The organism is Streptomyces sp. NPDC031064, assembly GCF_055570965.1.
Genome location: NZ_JBVIGF010000005.1, coordinates 371940 through 393988, shown reverse-complemented (window position 1 = coordinate 393988; position 22049 = coordinate 371940). Strand labels below are relative to the sequence as shown.

The window sequence follows — 22049 nt, the reverse complement described above, 5'->3', positions numbered from 1 at the left end:
GTCCTCTGGGCGTGGTGGGGGCATCTGGAGCCGTCAATTCCCGAGCAATTCCGGGTCACTATAAGAGAATTGACGATCACTTTGGGAAGTTTCTTGCGCGCTTTCTTGCGGAGGTCTCGGCGAGGGACCGGAGGTCACCGGCCCCGTCGGGGGCATGCTGGCCGCATGGGTGATCAGCGGCAGTCAGAGATCGCACGGGCGCTGCGCACCGCCGTGCGGGGCGAGGTGGACTTCGGCACGGCGGCCCGGGCGCTGCACACCATGGACGCGTCCAACTACCGCCGCGTCCCCGTCGGGGTCGTGGCCCCGCGCGACGCGGCCGACGTGGCAGCCGTACTGGAGGTGTGCCGGGAGCACGGCGTGCCGGTCGTGCCGCGCGGGGCGGGCACCTCGATCGCCGGGCAGGCGACCGGCACGGGCGTCGTGCTCGACCTCACCCGGCACATGCGGGACATCGTGTCGGTGGACCCCGAGGCGCGGACGGCCGTGGTCCGGCCCGGCGTGGTGCTGGACCGGCTGCGTGACGCGGCGCGCCCGTACGGGCTGACCTTCGGGCCCGATCCGTCCACGCACAGCCGCTGCACGCTCGGCGGGATGATCGGCAACAACGCGTGCGGGTCGCACTCGGTGGCGTGGGGGACGACCGCCGACAACGTCGTGGGCCTGTCGGTCGTGACGTACGGCGGCACCGAACGGCGCCTGGGGCGGCACGGCGAGGGCGCCCCCGACGGGCTGGCAGACCTGGTCGGCCGGCACCTGGCGGCCATCCGCACCGGCTTCCCGCCCGGCCTGCCCCGCCGCATCTCCGGCTACGCCCTGGACGCCCTCCTCCCCGAGCGCGGCACCGACCTCGCCCGCGCCTTCTGCGGCAGCGAGGGCACCCTGGGCGTGCTGACCGAGGCGACCGTACGGCTGGTCGAGTCGCCGGCCGCCCGCGCCCTCGCCGTCCTCGGGTACGCCGACGAGAGCGCGGCCGCCGAGGCGGCGCCCGGCCTCCTCCCGCACGCCCCGCTCACCGTCGAGGGCATGGCCGAGGACCTGGTGCGCGACCCGGCCGCCCGCACCACCCTGCCCCGGGGCGGCGCCTGGCTGTTCGCCGAGACCGGCGGTGCGACGCCCGCCGAGGCGCGCGCCCACGCCGAGGCCCTGCTGCGCGCCGCCGACGCCCTGGACGGCACCGTCGTCACCGACCCGGCCGCCCAGCGGGCCCTGTGGCGGGTCCGGGAGGACGCCGCCGGAACCGCCACGCGCACCGCCGACGGCGCCGAGGCCTGGCCCGGCTGGGAGGACTGCGCGGTCCCGCCCGCCCGCCTGGGCGCGTACCTCCGTGACTTCCGCGCCCTGCTCGCCGCGCACGGGCTGCGCGGCACGCCCTACGGCCACTTCGGCGACGGCTGCATCCACGTCCGTATCGACTTCGACCTCGTGTCGAAGGCGGGAGTGGGCCGCTTCCGGCGGTTCTCCGAGGACGTCGCCGACCTCGTCGTCGCCCACGGCGGCTCACTGTCCGGCGAACACGGCGACGGGCAGGCCCGGGCCGAGCTGCTGCCGAAGATGTACGGGAACGAGCTGGTCGCCCTCTTCGGCCGGTTCAAGGACCTGTGGGACCCGGACGGGGGCATGAACCCCGGCATGCTCGCCCGGCCCGCCCGCCTGGACGAGAACCTCCGCTTCGACGTGCTGCCGCGCGAGCGGGTGGACGTCGCCTTCGGCTACCCGCACGACGGCGGCGACTTCGCGACCGCCGTACGGCGCTGCGTCGGTGTCGCCAAGTGCCGGGTGGACGGCCCCGGCCAGGGCCCCGGCGTGATGTGCCCGTCCTTCCGGGCCACGGGGGAGGAGCGGCACTCCACGCGCGGCCGGGCCCGGCTGCTGCACGAGATGCTGGCGGGCGAGGTGGTGACGGAGGGGTGGCGGTCACCGGAGGTGCGGGACGCGCTGGACCTGTGCCTCTCGTGCAAGGGCTGCCGCAGCGACTGCCCGGTCGGGGTCGACATGGCCACGTACAAGGCGGAGTTCCTGCACCACCACTACGCGGGGCGGCCGCGTCCCGCCGCCCACTACGCGATGGGCCGCCTGCCGCAGTGGCTGCGCCTGGCGGCCCCCTTCGCCCGGGTCCTCAACGCCGCCGCACGGGTGCGCCCGCTCGCGGCGGCGGCCAAGCGGGTGGCGGGCATCGCGCCGGAGCGGGACATCCCGGAGCTGGCGCCGCGGACGTTCCGCGCCTGGTTCGCGCGGCGGGGCCCGGCGGCGGGGGCGGGCGACCTGCTCCTGTGGCCCGACACGTTCACCGACCACCTGTCCCCGTCCGTGGGTCGCGCGGCCGTCACGGTCCTGGAGGCGGCGGGCCTCCGCCCGGCCCTGCCTCCCGCGCGGGTGTGCTGCGGCCTCACGTACGTCTCCACCGGCCAGCTCGACCACGCCCGAACCGTCATGCGCCGCACGCTCGACGTCATGGAGCCCTTCACCAACGTGCCCTTGGTCGTCCTCGAACCGAGCTGCGCCGCCGCCCTGAAGACCGACCTGCCCGAGCTGCTCCCCGACGACCCCCGCGCCCGCCGCCTGGCCGGCTCCGTGCGCACCTTCGCCCAGGCCCTGGAGGAGTACGCCCCCGACTGGCAGCCCCCGCGCCTGGACCGCCCGGCCGCCGGCCAGACCCACTGCCACCAGCACGCCGTCCTCGGTGACGCCGCCGAACGCCGCCTCCGCGCCCGCGCGGGCCTGACCGGCGACCTGAGCGGCGGCTGTTGCGGCCTGGCCGGCAACTTCGGCTTCGAACGCGGCCACCACGACGTCTCGGTCGCCTGCGCCGAGGACCAGCTCCTCCCCGCTGTCCGCGCCGCCGCCCCCGGCACCGAACTCCTCGCGGACGGCTTCTCCTGCCGCACCCAGTTGGCCCAGCTCGCCGGCCGCCGCGCCAGGCACCTGGCGGAGGTGCTGGCGGAGGGGCTCGACGGCTAGGGGCGGCGCTTACCGTGGGTGGGTGGGCTTCCGGCGGCCGGTGCAGTACCTTGGTCTGGAAGTTCAATCCAATGTACTCACGAAGAGGAAGAAGTCGAGGTTACCCCGGTGAACGACACCGCACGTCCGGACGCGTCGGTCGTGGACGCATCCGCCGTCGCGCTCCCCGAGGCGTCCGCCGCGCATCCCCAGGAGGGCGTGAGGCGGCGCGGGTCGCTCGGGCCGGTCGCGCTGGTGGTGGCCGGCGGGTTGTCCGTGCAGTTCGGGGCCGCCGTCGCCGTGCTGCTCATGCCGCGCGCCGGGGCGGTCGGGGTCGTCACGTTGCGGCTGGTGCTGGCCGCCCTGGTGCTGCTGGCGCTGTGCCGGCCGAAGGTGCGCGGTTACACGCGGGCGGACTGGGGGACGGTCGTCGCCTTCGGTGCCGTCATGGCCGCGATGAACGTCCTCTTCTACCAGGCCGCCGACCGCATCCCGCTGGGTGCCGCCGTGACCCTGGAGGTGCTCGGGCCGCTCGCCCTGTCGGTGGTCGTCTCGCGGCGGCTGGTCAACGTCGTGTGGGCCGGGCTCGCGCTGGCCGGCGTGGTGCTGCTGAGCGGGGGCGGGTTCGACCGGCTGGACCCCGTGGGCGCGGCGTTCGCGCTGTCGGCGGGCGCGATGTGGGCGGCGTACATCGTCTTCAGCGCCCGCACCGGGCGGCGCTTCCCGCAGGCCGACGGGCTGGCGCTGGCGATGGCCGTCGGCGCGGTGCTCACCCTGCCGCTGGGCATCGCCGAGGCCGGGTCCAGGCTGCTGGTGCCCTCCACGATCGGGCTCGGCCTCGCCGTCGCCCTGCTGTCGTCGGTCCTGCCGTACACCCTCGAACTGCTCGCGCTGCGCCGCCTGCCCGCCCCCACCTTCGCCATCCTGATGAGCCTGGAGCCCGCCATCGCGGCCACGGCCGGGTTCCTCATCCTGCGCCAAGCGCTTTCCGTCACCGACGCGTTGGCGATCGCGCTGGTCATCGCGGCGAGCATGGGAGCGGTGCGGTCGCAGACGACGAAGCGGACGGCAGAAAAGTAAAGCAAGCATGCTTGCTTGTTTCCTCGGGCGCTGCCATGCTCCGGGGCACGCACTGCCGTGTCCCGGAGGGAGCGCACCGTGTCGGATGCCCTGCTGGCCGATCTGCGAGACGAGAGCGAGGAGGTCGACCGGCTCGTCGCGGGCCTGAGACCGGACGGCTGGGCCACGCCCACCCCCGCGCCCCGCTGGACCGTCGCGCACCAGATCGCCCACCTGGCCTGGACCGACGACGCGGCCCTGCTCGCCATCACGGACGCGGACCGGTTCGCCGCGCACGTCGAAGAGGCACTCAAGGCGCCCGAGACCTTCGTCGACGACGGCGCGGAGGCGGGCGCCGCCGCCCCGCCGGGGGAGCTCCTGGCCCGTTGGAGGGACGGCCGGGAACGGCTCCTGACCGCCCTGCACGCCGCCCCCGCGGGCGCCCGCTTCCCCTGGTACGGGCCGCCCATGAGCGCGGCGTCCATGGCGACCGCCCGCCTGATGGAGACCTGGGCACACGGCCAGGACATCGCCGACGCCCTCGGTGCCGTACGCGCGCCGACCGCCCGCCTCCGGCACGTCGCCTGGATCGGCGTACGGGCCCGGGACTACGCCTACGCGGTGCGAGGGCTGCCCGTCCCGGGTGAGCCCTTCCGCGTGGAGCTCACCGCTCCGGACGGCTCCGGCGTGTGGGCCTACGGCCCGGAGAACGCGGCGCAGCGCGTCACCGGCCCCGCCCTCGACTTCTGCCTCCTGGTCACCCAGCGCGCCCACCGCGCCGACCTCGCCGTACGCGCCGAGGGCGCCGACGCCGACCGGTGGCTCGACATCGCGCAGGCCTTCGCCGGACCGGCGGGCCCCGGCCGGGCGCCTGGGAGGACGGCATGAGCGTGCTGCGGATCGGGAACGCCTCCGGCTTCTACGGCGACCGCTTCGACGCCGTGCGCGAGATGCTCACCGGCGGCGAACTGGACGTCCTGACCGGCGACTACCTCGCCGAGCTGACCATGCTCATCCTCGGCCGGGACCGCCTGAAGGACCCGGGGCTCGGCTACGCCAAGACCTTCCTGCGCCAGATGGAGGAGGGCCTCGGGCTCGCCCACGAGCGCGGAGTGAAGATCGTGACCAACGCCGGCGGGCTCAACCCCGCCGGTCTCGCCGACGCGCTGCGCGCCCTCGCGGACCGCCTCGGACTCCCCGAGGTGCGCGTCGCCCACGTCGAGGGCGACCAGCTCCCGGTGCCGCAAGGGGCGCTGACGGCCAACGCGTACCTGGGCGGTGGCGGCATCACGGCGTGCCTGCGCGGCGGGGCGGACGTGGTGGTCACCGGGCGGGTCACGGACGCGGCGCTGGTCAGCGGGCCGGCGGCGTGGTGGTTCGGGTGGGGCCCGGAGGAGTACGACAGGCTGGCGGGGGCCGTGGTCGCCGGGCACGTCCTGGAGTGCGGGACGCAGGCGACGGGCGGCAACTACGCCTTCTTCGCCCGGCACGACGTCCGGCGGCCCGGATTCCCGGTCGCCGAGCTGCACGAGGACGGCAGCTCCGTCATCACCAAGCAGGACGGCACGGGCGGAGTCGTGGACCCCGGCACGGTCACCGCGCAGCTCCTGTACGAGACGGCCGGCGCCCGGTACGCGGGACCCGACGTCACCGCACGGCTCGACACCGTGACCCTGACGGCGGACGGGCCGGACCGGGTGCGGATCACGGGCGTACGGGGCGAGGCGCCGCCCCCGGCGCTGAAGGCCGGGCTGAACCGGCTCGGCGGCTGGCGCAACGAGGTCGTGTTCGTCCTGACGGGGCTCGACATCGAGGCCAAGGCGCGGCTGGTGCGCGAACAGTGGGAGAGCTCCCTTGCCGTGAAGCCCGCCGAGGTGCGGTGGGAACTGGCCCGCACCGACCGGCCGGACGCCGACACCGAGGAGACCGCCAGCGCCCTGCTGCGGCTGGTCGTCCGGGACGCCGACCCCGACGCGGTGGGCCGGGCCGTGAGCGGCGCGGCCATCGAGCTGGCCTTGGCGAGCTACCCGGGCTTCCACGTCACGGCCCCGCCCGGAAAGGGCGCGCCCTACGGGGTGTTCGAGGCGGTGTACGTCGATCCCGGCACCGTCACGCACACCGCCGTACTCCCGGACGGCGAGCGGGAGGTGATCCCGGCGGCGGTGCGGACGAGGGCGCTGGAGCCCGTCCCCGAGCCCCCGCTTCCCGAGCCCCTCCCGGACGGTCCGGTACGCCGCGTCCCGCTCGGGCTGGTCGCCGGGGCGAGGAGCGGCGACAAGGGCGGCGACGCCAACATCGGGGTGTGGGCGCCCACGGACGAGACATGGCGCTGGCTCGCCCACACCCTCAGCGTCGACCGGCTGCGCGAACTCCTCCCGGAAACCGGACCGCTGGACGTCGTACGGCACGTCCTGCCGAACCTCCGCGCGCTGAACTTCACCGTCACCGGCCTGCTCGGCGAAGGCGTCGCCGCCCAGGCCAGGTTCGACCCCCAGGCCAAGGCGCTGGGCGAATGGCTGCGCGCCCGCCACCTCGACATACCGGAGGCCCTCCTGTGACCGTCCTCCCCTCGGCCCTCGACACCACCGGGCCCGACTACGCCGCCCACCGCGAGGCCATGCTCGCCAAGCTCGCCGAGCTGGCGGCCGAGCACGCGAAAACGCTGAAAGGCGGCGGCGAGAAGTACGTCGAGCGGCACCGGAAGCGCGGCAAGCTGCTGGCCCGCGAACGCATCGAGCTGCTCCTCGACCCCGACGCGCCGTTCCTGGAGCTGTCCCCGCTCGCCGCCTGGGGCAGCGACTACCCCGTGGGCGCGTCGATCGTCACCGGCATCGGTGTCGTCGAGGGCGTCGAGTGCCTGATCACCGCCAACGACCCGACCGTACGCGGTGGCGCGTCCAACCCGTGGACCCTGAAGAAGGCGCTGCGGGCCAACGAGATCGCGTACGCCAACCGCCTCCCCTGCATCGCCCTCGTCGAGTCCGGCGGCGCGGACCTGCCCTCCCAGAAGGAGATCTTCATCCCCGGCGGGGCGCTGTTCCGCGACATCACCCGGCTGTCCGCCGCCGGGATACCCACCATCGCCGTGGTCTTCGGCAACTCGACCGCGGGGGGCGCCTATGTGCCGGGCATGTCCGACCACACCGTGATGATCAAGGAGCGGTCGAAGGTCTTCCTGGGCGGCCCGCCGCTGGTGAGGATGGCCACCGGCGAGGAGAGCGACGACGAGTCGCTCGGCGGTGCCGAGATGCACGCGCGCGTGTCGGGGCTCGCCGACCACTACGCGGTGGACGAGGCCGACGCCGTCCGCCAGGCCCGCCGGATCGTCGCGCGCCTCAACCACCGCAAGGCGCACCCCGATCCGGGGCCCGCCGAGCCCCCGAAGTACGACCCGGAGGAGCTCCTCGGGATCGTGCCGGGGGATCTGAGGACCCCCTTCGACCCGCGCGAGGTCATCGCCCGGATCGTCGACGCCTCGGACTTCGACGAGTTCAAGCCGCTGTACGGGCCGTCGCTGGTGACGGGCTGGGCGTCCCTGCACGGCTATCCGGTCGGGATCCTCGCCAACGCCCAAGGGGTGCTGTTCTCCGCCGAGTCGCAGAAGGCGGCGCAGTTCATCCAGCTCGCCAACCAGCGGGACGTCCCGCTGCTCTTCCTGCACAACACCACCGGCTACATGGTCGGCAAGGAGTACGAGCAGGGCGGCATCATCAAGCACGGCGCGATGATGATCAACGCGGTGAGCAACTCCCGCGTCCCGCACCTGTCCGTGCTCATGGGCGCGTCGTACGGCGCCGGGCACTACGGCATGTGCGGGCGCGCCTACGACCCCCGCTTCCTGTTCGCCTGGCCCAGCGCCAAGTCCGCCGTCATGGGCCCGCAGCAGCTCGCCGGCGTCCTGTCGATCGTCGCCCGCGCGTCCGCCGCCGCCAAGGGGCAGCCCTACGACGACGAGGGCGACGCCGCGCTGCGCGCCATGGTGGAGCAGCAGATCGAGTCCGAGTCCCTGCCGATGTTCCTGTCGGGGCGGCTGTACGACGACGGGGTCATCGACCCGCGCGACACCCGTACCGTCCTCGGCCTGTGCCTGTCGGCGATCCACACCGCCCCGGTCGAAGGCGCGCGCGGCGGCTTCGGCGTCTTCCGGATGTGAGGCCCTGATGATCACTTCAGTTCTGGTGGCGAACCGCGCCGAGATCGCCTGCCGCGTCTTCCGCACGTGCCGCTCGCTCGGCATCGACACGGTCGCGGTGTACGCGGACCCGGACGCGGGCGCGCTGCACGTGCGGGAGGCCGACGCGGCGGTACGGCTGCCGGGCGCGGCGCCCTCGGACACGTACCTGCGCGGCGACCTGATCGTGCGGGCCGCGCTCGCGGCGGGCGCGGACGCGGTGCACCCGGGGTACGGGTTCCTGTCCGAGAACGCCGACTTCGCGCGGGCCGTCATCGACGCGGGCCTGGTCTGGATCGGCCCGCCGCCGAAGGCCATCGAGGCGATGGCGTCCAAGACGCGCGCCAAGGAGCTGATGGGCGCGGCGGGCGTGCCGCTCCTCGCGCCCGTCGACCCCGCGACGGCCACCGACGCGGACCTGCCGCTGCTGCTCAAGGCGGCGGCGGGCGGCGGCGGCCGGGGCATGCGGGTCGTCCGGGACCTCGCCGCCCTGCCGGGCGAGCTGGCGGCGGCGGCCGCCGAGGCGCGGTCGGCGTTCGGGGACGGCGAGGTGTTCGCGGAGCCGTACGTCGAGCGCGGCCGGCACGTCGAGGTCCAGGTCCTCGCCGACGCGCACGGCACGGTGTGGGCGCTGGGCACCCGGGACTGCTCGCTCCAGCGGCGCCACCAGAAGGTCATCGAGGAGGCCCCGGCACCCGGCCTGGGCCCGGCCCTGCGCGAGACCCTGCACGCCTCGGCGGTGGCCGCCGCGCGGGCGGTGGGGTACGTCGGCGCGGGCACGGTCGAGTTCCTGGTCGCGGGCGACCGGGCGTACTTCCTGGAGATGAACACCCGCCTCCAGGTCGAACACCCGGTCACGGAGGCGGTGTTCGGGCTCGACCTGGTGGCGTCGCAGCTCCAGGTCGCCGAGGGCGCCCCGCTGCCGCCCGAGCCCCCGGCCGCCTCCGGCCATGCCGTGGAGGCCCGCCTGTACGCGGAGGACCCGGCCAGGGACTGGGCCCCGCAGTCGGGCGTCCTGCACGCGCTGGACCTCCCCGCCGGCCCCGGGCTGCGCGTCGACGCCGGGTACGCCGCCGGGGACACCGTGGGCGTCCACTACGACGCCATGCTGGCCAAGGTGATCGCCCACGCGCCCACCCGGGAGGAGGCGGTCCGGCGACTGGCCCACGCGCTGGCGCGGGCCCGGGTGCACGGGCCGGTCACCAACCGGGACCTGCTCACCCGGTCGTTGCGGCACCCGGACTTCGTGGCGGGGCGCGTCGACACCGGGTTCTACGAGCGCAACCTCGCCGGGCTGACCGCGCCCGCGCCGGGCGAGGAGTACGCGGCCGTCGCCGCCGCCCTCGCGGCCGCCGCGCGCCGCTCCGGGCGCTTCGGCGGCGCCTTCCGCAACGTACCGTCGCAGCCGCAGACCGTCCGCTACGGCGACCACGAGGTGCGCTACCTGCCCACGCGGGGAGGCGGGTTCACCGTCGAGTCCCACCCGCACGCACGCGTGGTGGACGTTTCGCCCGGGTGCGTGAGCCTCGAAGTGGACGGTGTCGTACGGCGCTGGGCGGTGGCCGACCACGGCGACGGCGTCGTCCATGTGAACGGCCACCGGCTGACCGTCCACCCCCGGTTCACCGACCCGGCCGAGCGCACCGCGCCCGGTTCGCTGCTCGCGCCCATGCCCGGCACCGTCGTCCGGGTCGCCGACGTCGCGGCCGGCGCCCGCGTCGAGGCGGGGCAGCCGCTCGTCTGGCTGGAGGCGATGAAGATGGAGCACAGGATCACCGCTCCCGCCTCCGGCACGCTCACCGCGCTCCACGCCGCCCCCGGCCGCCAGGTCGAGGTCGGAGCCCTGCTCGCCGTCGTAGAAGAGTCGTCCGAAGAGGAGACCGAGCAATGAGCACCGTCATCGAGACCGAAGAGCACACCGCCCTCCGATCCGCCGTCGCCGCCCTCGGCCGCCGCCACGGGCGCGAGCACGACCGCGAGGCCCTGTGGGCGGAGGCGGGCAAGCTCGGCTACCTGGGGGTGAACCTCCCCGAGGAGTACGGCGGCGGGGGCGGCGGCATGGCCGAGCTGTCCATCGTCCTCGAAGAGCTGGGCGCGGCGGGCTGCCCGCTGCTCATGATGGTCGTCTCGCCCGCCATCTGCGGCACGGTCATCGCCCGCTTCGGCACCGACGAGCAGAAGCGGCGCTGGCTGCCGGGCCTGGCCGACGGCACCCGCACCATGGCGTTCGGCATCACCGAGCCCGACGCGGGCTCCAACTCCCACCGGATCACCACCACCGCCCGCCGGGACGGCGACAACTGGGTGCTGACCGGCCGGAAGGTGTTCATCTCCGGCGTCGACATCGCCGACGCGACCCTCATCGTGGGACGGACCGAGGACGCCCGCACCGGGAAGCTCAAGCCCTGCCTGTTCGTCGTCCCGCGCGACGCCCCCGGCTTCGGGCGGCGGCAGATCGACATGGAACTGAACGCCCACGAGAAGCAGTTCGAGCTGACCCTCGACGACGTGCGCCTCCCGGCCGACGCCCTCGTGGGCGACGAGGACGCGGGGCTCCTCCAGCTCTTCGCCGGGCTCAACCCCGAGCGCGTCATGACCGCCGCCTTCTCCCTGGGCATGGGCCGGTACGCGCTGGCCAGGGCCGTCGAGTACGCCAAGGACCGGCAGGTGTGGAAGGCCCCCATCGGTGCCCACCAGGCCATCGCCCACCCCCTCGCCCAGGTCCACATCGAGCTGGAGCTGGCCCGCCTGATGATGCGGAAGGCCGCCCTCCTCTACGACGCGGGCGACGACACCGGGGCCGGCGAGGCCGCCAACATGGCCAAGTACGCCGCCGCCGAGGCATGCGTGAGGGCCGTCGACAGTGCCGTCCACACCCTCGGCGGCAACGGCCTCACCCGCGAGTTCGGGCTCGCCTCGCTCATCACCGCCTCGCGAGTGGCACGCATCGCTCCGGTAAGCCGGGAAATGATTCTGAACTACGTGTCCCACCAGACCCTGGGTCTCCCGAAGTCGTACTGACAGGAGCCGTGATGGTGTTCCACAGCGAGTACGCGGACGTCCCGACCGTTTCCCTCCCCATCCACGACGCGGTACTGGCCCGTTCGGCCGCCGCGTACGCCGACGAGGCCGCCCTCGTCGACGGGGCGGGCGACCTGACCCTCACGTACGGCCGGCTCGACACCTACCACCGGCGGGTCGCCGCCGCGCTCGCCGAGGCGGGGGTGCGCAAGGGCGACGTCCTGGCGCTGCACAGCCCCAACACGGTCGCCTACCCGGTCGTCTTCTACGCGGCGACCCGCGCCGGAGCGGCCGTCACCACCGTCCACCCGCTGTCCACCGCCGAGGAGTTCGCCAAGCAGCTACGCGACTCCTCCGCCCGCTGGATCGTCACCGTCTCCCCGCTGCTCGCCACCGCCCGCCGGGCCGCCGAACTGGCGGGCGGTGTCACGGAGGTCCTGGTGTGCGACGAGGCCGAGGGCCACCGCTCGATCCTCGACATGCTGGGCTCGACCGCCCCCGAACCGGACGTCGCCATCGACCCCGACGAGGACATCGCCGCCCTGCCGTACTCCTCCGGCACCACCGGCGTCCCCAAGGGCGTCATGCTCACGCACCGCTCCATCGCCACCAACCTGGCGCAGCTCGAACCCCTGATCCCGATGCGCCCGGGGGACCGGGTCCTCGCCGTCCTGCCGTTCTTCCACATATACGGGCTGACCGCGCTGATGAACGCCCCGCTGCGGCAGGGCGCCACCGTCGTCGTCCTGCCCCGCTTCGAGCTCGACCAGTTCCTCGCGGCCATCGAGAAGCACCGCATCAACGCCCTGTACGTGGCCCCGCCGATCGTCCTGGCGCTCGCCAAGCACCCGGCGGTCGCGCGCTACGACCTGTCGTCGCTGGAGTACGTCGTCAGCGCCGCCGCCCCGCTCGACGCGCGCCTCGCCGAGGCGTGCTCGGCCCGCCTGGGTCTGCCGCCGGTGCGGCAGGCGTACGGGATGACGGAGCTGTCGCCCGCCACGCACGTCGTCCCACTGGACGCGCCCAGCCCCCCACCCGGCGCGGTCGGCAAGCTCCTGCCGGGCACCGAGATGCGGATCCTGTCCCTGGACGACCCGGCCAAGGACGCCGCCCCCGGTGAGGAGGGCGAGATCGCCGTACGGGGGCCGCAGGTGATGAAGGGGTACCTGGGCCGCCCGGACGCCACCGCCGCGATGATCGACGCCGACGGGTGGGTGCACACCGGGGACATAGGCCGGGTCGACGAGGAGGGGTGGCTGTTCGTCGTCGACCGGGTCAAGGAACTGATCAAGTACAAGGGCTTCCAGGTCGCCCCGGCCGAGCTGGAGGCGCTGCTGCTCACCCACGAGGGCGTCGCGGACGCGGCGGTGATCGGCGTGTACGACGAGGACGGCAACGAGGTCCCCAAGGCGTACGTCGTCCGTCAGCCCGACGCGACCGGGCTGACGGGCGACGACATCATCGCCTTCGTGGCGGGGAAGGTCGCCCCGTACAAGAAGATCCGGCGCGTCGAGTTCATCGACGGCGTGCCGAGGGCGGCGTCGGGGAAGATCCTCCGGCGCGAACTGAGGGAGCGAGAGGGCGCATGACGAGTCTCGTCACCACCGCGCACGAGCGGGGCATCACGACCCTGACGCTGGATTCTCCGGACAACCGCAACGCCCTGTCGGCGCGGCTCGTCGGCGAGCTGGCCGCCGCGCTGGAGGGCTGCGGCAAGGACCCGGCGGTACGGGCGGTGGTGCTCACGCACACCGGGTCCACGTTCAGCGCGGGCGCCGACCTGAAGGCGCCGCCCAGCCCGTACACCTTCGTGGCGCTGCTGCGGGCGATCGTGGAGCTGCCCAAGCCGGTGGTGGCGCGGGTGCGGGGGCACGTGCGGGCCGGGGGGCTGGGGCTGCTCGGGGCGTGCGACATCGTGGCGGCGGGGACGGGCTCGGACTTCGCGCTCACGGAGGTGCGGATCGGGGTGGCGCCGTCGGTGATCTCCCTGTCCCTGCTGCCGCGTCTCGACGCGCGGGCCGCCACCCGCTACTACCTCACCGGTGAGCGGTTCGACGCGGCCGAGGCGGCCCGGATCGGGCTGGCGACGGTCGTCGGGGACGACGTGGACGCGGTCCTCGCCCCCGTGCTGGACGGGCTGCGCCGGGCGTCGCCGCAGGGGCTGGCGGAGGCCAAGAGGCTCGTCACGGCTAGGGTGCTGGAGATGTTCGAGCGCGACGCGGAGGACCTCGTACAGCGCTCGGCCTCGCTCTTCGCCTCGGCGGAGGCACGCGAGGGAATGACGGCCTTCCTCGAACGACGGGACCCCGTATGGGTGTTGTGACCTCCTCGGCTCCCAAGGCGCCGAAGCAGGACCGCAGCCGGGCCACCCGGCAGCGGCTCCTCGCGGCGGCCGTGGCGTGCCTCGCGGAACACGGCTGGGCGGGCTCGACGGTCTCCGTCGTCGCCGAACGCGCCGGTGTCTCGCGGGGCGCGGCACAGCACCACTTCCCGACCCGGGAGGACCTGTTCACGGCGGCGGTCGAGTACGTCGCCGAGGAACGCTCCCAGGCGCTGCGCGCCCTGCCCGTGCAGGACCGCGCGGCGGTCGTCGCCGCCCTGGTCGACCTCTACACCGGCCCGCTGTTCCGGGCGGCCCTGCACCTGTGGGTGGCCGCCTCCAACGAGGAGCAACTGCGGCCCCGGGTGACCGAGCTGGAGGCGCGGGTCGGCCGCGAGACCCACCGCATCGCGGTGGAGCTGCTCGGCGCCGACGAGTCCCGGCCGGGCGTGCGCGAGACGGTCCAGGGCCTGCTGGACATGGCGCGCGGCCTGGGCCTGGCCAACCTGCTCACGGACGACACCGCGCGCCGCGAGCGGGTGGTGGCGCAGTGGGCGGCGCTGCTGGACGACGTGCTGGGGTGAGCCCGGGGTACGGGAACGGCGCCGCACCCGTGCAGGGTGCGGCGCCGTTCCCGTGGGTGCGGGGTCAGCCGGCGATGTCCTCGTACCCGGCGATCTCGCGCGGGCTGCGCGCGCCAGGGCCCACGTAGCGGGCCGAGGGGCGGACCAGGCGGCCGGTGCGCTTCTGCTCCAGGATGTGCGCCGACCAGCCGGCCGTGCGGGCGCAGGTGAACATGGACGTGAACATGTGCGCCGGGACCTCCGCGAAGTCCAGCACGATCGCCGCCCAGAACTCGACGTTCGTCGCCAGGACGCGGTCCGGGCGCCGGTTGTGCAGCTCCTCCAGGGCGGCCTTCTCCAGCGCCTCGGCGACCTCGAAGCGCGGCGCGCCCAGCTCCTTGGCGGTGCGGCGCAGCACGCGGGCACGAGGGTCCTCGGCGCGGTAGACGCGGTGGCCGAAGCCCATCAGGCGCTCGCCCTTGTCGAGGGCCTGGCGGACGTAGGCGCCGGCGTCACCGGTGCGCTCGATCTCCTCGATCATGCCCAGCACGCGGGAGGGCGCCCCGCCGTGCAGCGGCCCGGACATGGCGCCCACGGCGCCCGACAGCGCGGCGGCCACGTCGGCGCCCGTGGAGGCGATGACGCGGGCGGTGAAGGTGGAGGCGTTCATGCCGTGCTCGGCGGCGGACGTCCAGTAGGCGTCCACGGCCTTGACGTGCTTGGGGTCCGGCTCGCCGCGCCAGCGGATCATGAAGCGCTCGACGACCGACTGCGCCTTGTCGATCTCGCTCTGCGGGACCATCGGCAGGCCCTGGCCGCGCGCCGACTGGGCGACGTAGGACAGCGCCATGACGGCGGCGCGCGCGAGGTCGTCGCGGGCCTGCTCCTCGTCGATGTCGAGCAGCGGCCGCAGCCCCCACACGGGCGCCAGCATGGCCAGCGCCGACTGCACGTCCACGCGGATGTCGCCGGAGTGCACCGGGATGGGGAACGGCTCGGCGGGCGGCAGGCCGGGGTTGAACGCCCCGTCGACCAGCAGGCCCCAGACGTTGCCGAAGGAGACCTGACCGACCAGGTCCTCGATGTCGACGCCGCGGTACCGGAGCGCGCCGCCCTCCTTGTCCGGTTCGGCGATCTCCGTCTCGAACGCGACGACTCCTTCGAGTCCGGGTACGAAGTCGGACATCAGGCGGCTCCTCGTCAGGTGAGTCTTCCAGTGGTGCGGTGATGCCCCGTACGGCGGGTGGTCATCCGGCACCGTCGTGGGGAGGGAACAGTGACCCAGCGCATGAGTCTGTCGGGTTCCTCCGATGCGGGGAAGCGTGACATCCGGCACACTCCGCCGAACCGGTCAGGGAGGATTAATGGCACGCGGTGCCGGGCAGACTGGGGTGCTACGGCAGGATGGGCCTTGTGACAGACGCTCTCGACCCAGCAGCTCTCGATCCCGCCGCCATGCGCGAGCAGTACCGCACCGCCGAGTTCTTGGAGGCGGACCTCGCGCCCGGGCCGATGGACCAGTTCGCGCGCTGGTTCGAGGAGGCCGTCGACAGTGACGCCATCGTCGAGCCCAACGCCATGATCGTCTCGACGGCCACGCCCGAGGGCCGGCCGTCGGCACGCACGGTGCTGCTGAAGCACTACGACGAGCGAGGGTTCGTCTTCTTCACCAATTACGGCTCCCGCAAGGGCGCGGAGCTGGAGACCAACCCGTACGTCTCGCTCCTCTTCCCCTGGCACCCGGTCGCCCGCCAGGTCCTCGTCACCGGCACCGCGTCCCGCGTCGGGCGCGACGAGACGGCCGCGTACTTCCGCACCCGCCCGCACGGCTCCCAGCTCGGTGCCTGGGCCAGCGAGCAGTCGTCGGTGATCGCCTCGCGGGCGGAGCTGCTGGCCCGGTACGAGGAGCTGGCGGCGCGCTACCCGGAGGGCGAGCAGGTGCCGGTGCCGCCGCACTGGGGCGGCTTCCGGATCGCACCCGAGACGGTCGAGTTCTGGCAGGGCCACGAGAACCGGCTGCACGACCGGCTCCGGTACGTCCGGGACGGCGAGGGCTGGCGGGTCGAGCGGCTGTCGCCCTGACGGTCACGCGGCGACGCGGCGGGCCTCGGCCAGGGCCGTCGCCACGGCCGCCGGGATGTCCGTCACCGGGTACTGCACGTGGCGTACGGCACGCTCCCGGTCCAGTACCAGCACCGCCCGCTTCAGCCGCAGACCCTGCCCGGCCCGGAACGTCGGCAGCCGCAGCGCCGCCGACAGCCGGCTGTCCATGTCGGACAGCAGCGGGAAGGGGATGTCCTCGGCGGCGGCGAAGGCCCGCTGCTCGTCCGGGCGCTGCGTGCTGACCCCGCGCACCGCGAGCCCGGCCGCCGTGAAGTCGCCGTACGCGTCGCGGAAGAGCCGGTTCTCCAGGGTGCAGCCGACCGTGCCGGGGATCTCCGACCAGCCGTCCGGCAGCGGGCTCGGGCGCCCGGTCGCCGGGTAGGCGAAGAGCACGGTGGCGCCCGCGCGGTCGTCCACCGGGTCGAGTTCACCACCGGTGTGCGCGGGGAGCGTCAGCCGGGGCAGCCGGGTGCCCGGCAGGGCCAGTACGCGCCGCGCCTCGGCGCTGTCCTCGTCGGCGGACGCGGTCAGGGTGCCGTCGCCGAGCAGCCAGCGGTCGGCCCAGTCCTGCATGGCGACCAGGACGGGCAGCAGGGCGCGCCCGGCGGCGGTGAGCCGGTACTCGTGGCGCACGGGCGCCCGCTGGTAGGGGACCTTCTCCAGGACGCCGCTGTCGACGAGGTGGTTCAGCCGCTCGGTGAGGACCTTCCGCGAGATGCCCAGCTCGTGCTGCAACTCGTCGAAACGGTGCCGGCCGCGCGCGGTCTCCCGTACCAGCAGCAGGCTCCACCAGTCGCCGACCACGGCGGCGGCGTGCGCGACGGCACAGGCGGCGTCGCGCTCGGGCACTGCTCTGTTCATGGCGTCCTCTCTCTCGACGGGCTCCATCTTGCGCCACCGAGTGAGTTCCCGATAGAAACTTACGCGACTGGAGTTTCGAATGGGAACTGACTCGGGGGAGGAACCGGCCGTGCCCATTGCCCGGGCTACCGCCTGGCGCACCTGGCAGATGACCAGACGCGCCTATCCATGGACCTACGCCGTCGGCACCGTGCTGCCCGCCGCGCTCACCATCTCGCTCGCGTACCTCGGCTACCACGCCATCGGCGGCGGCCACGTCGGCGACGACTTCACCGCCGCCAGCGGCGCCGGACCCGCCGCGTACCTCGCCTACATCGCGGTCGGCGCGACCGCCTTCCAGTTCACCGTCCGCCTCATCCTGTGGTCCGCGAAGGCGCTCATCACCGAACAGCGCCAGGGCACCCTCGGCGCACTGCTGATCGCCCCGGCGGCCCGGCTGCCCTACCTGCTGGGCTTCACCGGCTTCGCGGTGCTCAGCAGCCTCGTCGAGTTCCTCGCTCTCGGCGCCGTCATCGGCCTGCTCGGCATCACGATCCCGGTCGCCTCGCCGCTCGGCGCGCTCGCCGGGGCGCTCGCCCTCATCGCCGCCGTATTCGCCCTCTCGGTGGGGCTCGGCGGGCTGATGATCGCGGCGGGCGAGGCGCACATCTCCCAGAACACCGTCTTCATCGTGCTCGGCCTGCTGTGCGGCTTCACCTTTCCCCGCGCCTACCTCCCGGAGCCCGCCCAGTGGCTCGCCGAGGCGCTCCCCACCACCGCCGCCATGGACGTCCTGCACGGCTCCCTCACCGGCGGCCACACCCTCGCCGACCTCGCACCCCGCCTCCTCACCTGCCTCGCGCTCACCGCCGCCTACCTGCTCGCCGGGGTGCGGTACCTGCCGCGCGCCGAGGCCCGCGCCGTCGAAAGGACGTACTGACGATGAAGGGCATCGAGGTCCGCGCGCTGCGCAAGGACTTCCCCGTACGCGACAAGGGCCTCTTCCGCCCTCGTACGCTCAAGACCGCCGTCGACGGGCTCGACCTCGACATCCCGCCCGGCCGCATCACCGGCCTCCTCGGCCTCAACGGCGCCGGCAAGACCACCACCATCAAGACCCTCGCGACGCTCCTGCGCCCCACCTCCGGCACCGTGACGGTCGACGGCCTCGACACGGTCGCCGACGCCCGCGCCGTACGCCGCCGGATCAACCTCATCGCGGGCGGCGAGCGCATGGTCTACACCCGTATGACGGGCCGGGAGAACCTCTGGTACTTCGGCCAGCTCTACGACGTGCCGAAGGCCGAGCTGCGCACCCGCATCGGCGAACTCCTCGCCCTCGTCGGCCTCACCGACGCCGCCGACACCATGGTCGAGCGGTACTCGCGCGGCATGACGCAGCGCCTGGCCATCGCCCGTGGCCTGATCAACCGTCCCGCCTACCTGCTCCTCGACGAGCCCACGCTCGGCCTCGACGCTCCCATCGCCCGCGACCTCCGCCGTGTCGTCGCCGACCTCGCCGCCGACGGCACCGGAGTGCTCCTCACCTCCCACTACCTGGCCGAGGTCGAGGAACTCTGCTCCCACGTCTACGTCATCTCGGCCGGCCGCCACCTCGCCGAGGGCAGCCCGGCGCGGCTCAAGGCCGCGACCGGCAGCCACCGGACGGTACGCGTCACGGTCACCAACCCCACGCCCCGTACCGCCGCGGCCGTCGCCCCCTTCGGGGCCGTCGCGGAACGGCGGCCCGACGGCACGGAGCTGATCACCCTGCGCCACCCCGACGACATCGCCGGCCCGCTCGCGGCGGCCATCGTCGGGGCGGGCGGCTCCATCGGGGGCCTGGAGATCGCCGAGGCGAGCCTGGAGGACGCGATCCTGACGCTCGCCGCGGGCGCCGGGGCCGGGGCCGGGAACGCGGACGTCGGGAACGCGGGCGCCGGGGCCGTGGGCGCCGGGACCGCGGCGGGGGGTCCGGCATGACCGGCGCCTTCCGTCACGCCCCGCGCGTCTTCGCGGCCGAGGCGCTCAAGCAGCACCGCCGCCTCTTCGGCCAGCCCCTCGTCGTGTTCTCCATGCTCGTCTGGCCGGTGCTGCAACTCGCCACCACCTACTACACGTTGCGCCCCGTCGCCACCGCGTCGCCGGCCGCCGCGAACTGGCCGCTCGCCACCGACCCCGAGCGGCTCCTGGCCTTCCTCGCGACCGGCACCCTCGCGTACGCCTTCTTCTTCTCGCTCGTCCAGTCCGCCTGGCACCTGTCCTTCGAGCGCACCACCGGAACCCTGGAGCTGCTCTTCCTCAGCCCCGCCGGACGCCTCACCCTCATGCTCGCCAACGGCACCGGCGCCCTCCTCCAGAACGCCTGGCTCCTCACCTGCTTCACCGTCGCCGCCCTTGCCGGCTTCGGCACCCTGTCCGTCGCCGCCTGGTGGATGTACGGGGTGGTGTTCCTGGCCCTGCTGGTCCCGGCCGTGGCGTGGGGGGCGTTCCTCAACAGCCTGCTGGTCTTCTCCCGGGATTCGGCGTTCCTCTACACGATCCTCGACGAGCCCCTCTGGTTCGTCTCCGCCGTCCGCCTGCCCAACTTCGCCCTCCCCGTGGCCGTCCAACTCGTCGGCGCCGTCTTCCCCCTGACGGGCAGCCTGCTCGCGGTGCGCGGCGCGCTGCTCGAAGCCGGGACGCTCACCGAGCTGGCTCCTGCCCTGACGGGCCTGGCCGCCCTCAGCGCGTTCCTGCTGTGCGCCGCGGCCCTGATCCTCCGCGCGGGCGAGGCGCGCTCGCAGCGGACGGGGCGGCTGGGGCTGGCGTGACGGTGAGCTGCTGGCGTGACGTGAGCTGCTGGCGTGACGTGAGCTACGAGAAGTCGACGGCCGCGAGCAGCGGTCCGGCCACGGCCAGCGCGTACTGCACGACCACCGCCACGCTCCGCACCCTGTGGCCGACCGCGTCACGGGGCAGGCACAGCGCCCAGAGCCCCACCAGGCCGGACAGGCCCAGCGACCACATGGCCACCTCGATCAGCGGGCCGGAGGCGCCGTCGCCCGTGTAGGCCTGGTTCAGCACGATGACGAGGGTGCCGATGAACGTGACCGCGAGCAGCAGCAGTCCGATCCCGGCGAACACGCGCACGGCGCGCGTGCTGGGCGCGAAGGGGTCGGTGGCCGGAGGGGCGGTGCGGGGCGAGTCGGTGGCGTTCATGCCGCCATTCTGTGCGCCGGCCGGTGGGCCGGACATCGTGGCGGGTACTCAGACGGGTACTCGGAACGGTGGGTCCGGATACTCACAGCAGAAACCCGCGGGCTCTGGCTCTCCTGACGGAGAGGCCGGCCGGATGTGCCGGCGAACCCGCGGGTCGGTGACTGCTTGGGATTGCGGCAGGAGGCCTGCCGACGTTGCACAGAGTGCGACAACAGGCCTCAGCCCGCAGTCACCTCACGCATCCGAAAAGAAACCACTTCCGGATCACCTCCTTTCTTCGTGTGCCCCACACCCTAGGAACGGCCCCGGCGTCCCACAACCGGTTTTTTCGAGCCGGGCGATTTCCGGGAACCGGCTGTGTTCTGAGTCACGTTCCAGTTGAATGACCGGGCGTGCACGTGCACGCACGCGAGTACACGTCCTGCAGGGGGTGCCGGGATGAGTGCGTCCAGGAGCGAGACCGAGGGGCGGGCCGCGACCGGGGCGGATCTGCTCGCCGCGCTGCTCGACGGGATGGACGCCGCGCTGTGCGCTTTCGACGCCGACGGGGTGCTCACCCACTGGAACCGGGAAGCCGAGCGGATCCTCGGGTGGAGCGCCGAGGAGGCCGTCGGACGGCCCGGGTTCGCCGGGTGGGCCGTGCGCAGCGCGGACGCCGACGACGTACACCGGCGGCTGATGGCCGTCATGGACGCGCCCGGCCGCCAGGTCCACGAGTTCGCCCTCCTCCGCAAGGACGGCGGGCGGGTGCTCGTGCGGACGCAGTCGGCCGGGGTGCGGGGCGCGGACGGCCGGCCGGCCGGGGTGTACTGCGCGTTCAGCGAGGTGCACGCCCAGATCGACCTGGAGCGGTCCATCGCGCTGAGCGAGGCGCTGTTCGAGGACGCCTCCTGGGGCGTGGTGCTGGTGGACGTGGACCTCCGCCCCACCGTCGTGAACGCACACGCCGCGCGGGCGCTCGGCGCCGGGCGTACGACGCTGCTCGGGCGGCCGCTCGGCGAAGTCGTCGTGCAGGGCGTGGAGGAGCTGGAGGGCGCCCTGCACCACGTCCTGGCGGAGGGCGCGCCCAAGGCGCCGGTCGAGCTGTGGGTGACGCTGCGGACACCGGAGGGCGAGCGGCGGCGCTGCTGGCGCAGCGGCTTCCTGCGGCTGGCGTCACCGCTCGCGGAGGAACCGGTGCCGCTGGGTGTCGGCTGGCTGTTCCAGGACGTGACGGACGCGAGGCTGAAGGAACAGGAAGCCGACCGGCTGCGGTTCCGGTCCAGTCAGCTCCACCGGGCGGGCAGCGCGGCCGCCGAATGCGAGGACCCGATGGAGGCGGCGGCGACCTACCTGGACTTCGCGCTGGCCGGCTTCGCCGACCACGCGCTGGTGGACCTGTTCCAGGGCGACCGGCTCGTGCGGGCCGCCGCCTCCCCGACCGGGGCGCCCGGCCCGGTGGCCCGCCTCGCGGGCGGCGGCATCCCGGTGCGGTACGCGGCCGGGCACCCGGCGTTGCAGGCGGTGGACCGGACGGGGCCGGTGCGGGCGAGCGCCACGTCGGACTCCTGGGCGACGGACCGCCACTGGCCCCCGGACGCGGCGCACGCCCTGTGCACGGTGCTCCGCAGCCGCGGCCGCACGCTCGGCGTCCTCACCTTCCTCCGGTCCGGCCCCCGCCCCGCCTTCGAACGCCCGGACGCCATCTACGCCCAGACCGTCGCGGTCCGCGTCGCCTCGGCGGTGGACCTGGCCTCCACGCTGGACGCTTAACGGGCGCGGTGGCCCCGGCGACCCCGGGTCGGGTAGCGGTCCCGCTTCCGCCGTTCAGCGTTCCCTCCCGGTGGTGGGC

The 22049-nt window shown here is 74.0% G+C and carries 18 protein-coding genes; 15 read left to right on the top strand and 3 right to left on the bottom strand.

What is annotated here, in order from left to right; genetic code table 11:
* The first annotated feature begins 165 nt into the window (after positions 1–165).
* The 10 genes from ACZ46W_RS20620 (at position 166) to ACZ46W_RS20575 (ending at position 14095) form a co-directional block, all read left to right on the top strand.
* The gene (locus ACZ46W_RS20620; RefSeq protein ID WP_468339452.1) at positions 166–2961 is read left to right on the top strand and encodes an FAD-binding and (Fe-S)-binding domain-containing protein; all 2796 of its coding nucleotides are present in this window, start codon (positions 166–168) and stop codon (positions 2959–2961) included.
* A 108-nt stretch (positions 2962–3069) separates the two neighbouring features.
* Positions 3070–4020, top strand: a complete 951-nt coding sequence (locus ACZ46W_RS20615; RefSeq protein WP_468339450.1) for an EamA family transporter — start codon at positions 3070–3072, stop codon at positions 4018–4020.
* Between the two features lie 78 nt (positions 4021–4098).
* On the top strand, positions 4099–4887 hold the full coding sequence (locus ACZ46W_RS20610; RefSeq protein ID WP_468339448.1) for a TIGR03084 family metal-binding protein: 789 nt from the start codon (positions 4099–4101) through the stop codon (positions 4885–4887).
* A complete protein-coding gene (locus ACZ46W_RS20605; protein WP_468339446.1) occupies positions 4884–6557 on the top strand; it encodes an acyclic terpene utilization AtuA family protein in 1674 nt (557 codons plus the stop codon). The genes ACZ46W_RS20610 and ACZ46W_RS20605 overlap by 4 nt, the downstream gene beginning before the upstream one ends.
* Positions 6554–8152 (top strand): acyl-CoA carboxylase subunit beta, encoded by a 1599-nt coding sequence (locus ACZ46W_RS20600; protein ID WP_468339444.1) that lies wholly within the window; start codon positions 6554–6556, stop codon positions 8150–8152. Before ACZ46W_RS20605 ends, ACZ46W_RS20600 begins: the two co-directional genes overlap by 4 nt.
* A 7-nt stretch (positions 8153–8159) precedes the next feature.
* Positions 8160–10061 (top strand): acetyl/propionyl/methylcrotonyl-CoA carboxylase subunit alpha, encoded by a 1902-nt coding sequence (locus ACZ46W_RS20595; RefSeq protein ID WP_468339442.1) that lies wholly within the window; start codon positions 8160–8162, stop codon positions 10059–10061.
* The gene (locus ACZ46W_RS20590; protein WP_468339440.1) at positions 10058–11191 is read left to right on the top strand and encodes an acyl-CoA dehydrogenase family protein; all 1134 of its coding nucleotides are present in this window, start codon (positions 10058–10060) and stop codon (positions 11189–11191) included. The genes ACZ46W_RS20595 and ACZ46W_RS20590 overlap by 4 nt, the downstream gene beginning before the upstream one ends.
* A gap of 11 nt (positions 11192–11202) precedes the next feature.
* The gene (locus tag ACZ46W_RS20585) at positions 11203–12780 is read left to right on the top strand and encodes a 4-coumarate--CoA ligase family protein (protein ID WP_468339438.1); all 1578 of its coding nucleotides are present in this window, start codon (positions 11203–11205) and stop codon (positions 12778–12780) included.
* Entirely contained in the window at positions 12777–13514 is a 738-nt protein-coding gene (locus ACZ46W_RS20580) for an enoyl-CoA hydratase family protein (protein ID WP_468339436.1), read from the top strand. The genes ACZ46W_RS20585 and ACZ46W_RS20580 overlap by 4 nt, the downstream gene beginning before the upstream one ends.
* Entirely contained in the window at positions 13502–14095 is a 594-nt protein-coding gene (locus ACZ46W_RS20575) for a TetR/AcrR family transcriptional regulator (protein ID WP_468339434.1), read from the top strand. The genes ACZ46W_RS20580 and ACZ46W_RS20575 overlap by 13 nt, the downstream gene beginning before the upstream one ends.
* A gap of 64 nt (positions 14096–14159) precedes the next feature.
* Here ACZ46W_RS20575 and ACZ46W_RS20570 read toward each other — a convergent pair whose 3' ends face one another.
* A complete protein-coding gene (locus ACZ46W_RS20570) occupies positions 14160–15260 on the bottom strand; it encodes a citrate synthase 2 (RefSeq protein ID WP_468339432.1) in 1101 nt (366 codons plus the stop codon).
* A gap of 218 nt (positions 15261–15478) precedes the next feature.
* Between ACZ46W_RS20570 and pdxH the strand changes: the two genes are divergently transcribed.
* The gene (gene pdxH, locus ACZ46W_RS20565; RefSeq protein WP_468339430.1) at positions 15479–16156 is read left to right on the top strand and encodes a pyridoxamine 5'-phosphate oxidase; all 678 of its coding nucleotides are present in this window, start codon (positions 15479–15481) and stop codon (positions 16154–16156) included.
* Positions 16157–16159: 3 nt separating this feature from the next.
* Here the strand turns inward: pdxH and ACZ46W_RS20560 are convergent, their stop codons facing one another.
* On the bottom strand, positions 16160–17038 hold the full coding sequence (locus tag ACZ46W_RS20560; protein WP_468339428.1) for a winged helix-turn-helix transcriptional regulator: 879 nt from the start codon (positions 17036–17038) through the stop codon (positions 16160–16162).
* A 109-nt stretch (positions 17039–17147) separates the two neighbouring features.
* Between ACZ46W_RS20560 and ACZ46W_RS20555 the strand changes: the two genes are divergently transcribed.
* The 3 genes from ACZ46W_RS20555 to ACZ46W_RS20545 are packed head-to-tail and all read left to right on the top strand — an operon-like array spanning position 17148 to position 19830.
* A complete protein-coding gene (locus ACZ46W_RS20555; protein WP_468339426.1) occupies positions 17148–17957 on the top strand; it encodes an ABC transporter permease in 810 nt (269 codons plus the stop codon).
* A gap of 2 nt (positions 17958–17959) precedes the next feature.
* On the top strand, positions 17960–19000 hold the full coding sequence (locus tag ACZ46W_RS20550) for an ABC transporter ATP-binding protein (protein ID WP_468339424.1): 1041 nt from the start codon (positions 17960–17962) through the stop codon (positions 18998–19000).
* On the top strand, positions 18997–19830 hold the full coding sequence (locus ACZ46W_RS20545) for an ABC transporter permease (RefSeq protein ID WP_468339422.1): 834 nt from the start codon (positions 18997–18999) through the stop codon (positions 19828–19830). The genes ACZ46W_RS20550 and ACZ46W_RS20545 overlap by 4 nt, the downstream gene beginning before the upstream one ends.
* Before the next feature lie 43 nt (positions 19831–19873).
* Here the strand turns inward: ACZ46W_RS20545 and ACZ46W_RS20540 are convergent, their stop codons facing one another.
* A complete protein-coding gene (locus ACZ46W_RS20540) occupies positions 19874–20218 on the bottom strand; it encodes a hypothetical protein (RefSeq protein WP_468339420.1) in 345 nt (114 codons plus the stop codon).
* A gap of 438 nt (positions 20219–20656) precedes the next feature.
* On the opposite strand from ACZ46W_RS20540, the gene ACZ46W_RS20535 reads away from it, so the two are divergent.
* A complete protein-coding gene (locus tag ACZ46W_RS20535) occupies positions 20657–21970 on the top strand; it encodes a PAS domain-containing protein (RefSeq protein WP_468339418.1) in 1314 nt (437 codons plus the stop codon).
* Positions 21971–22049: the final 79 nt, after the last annotated feature.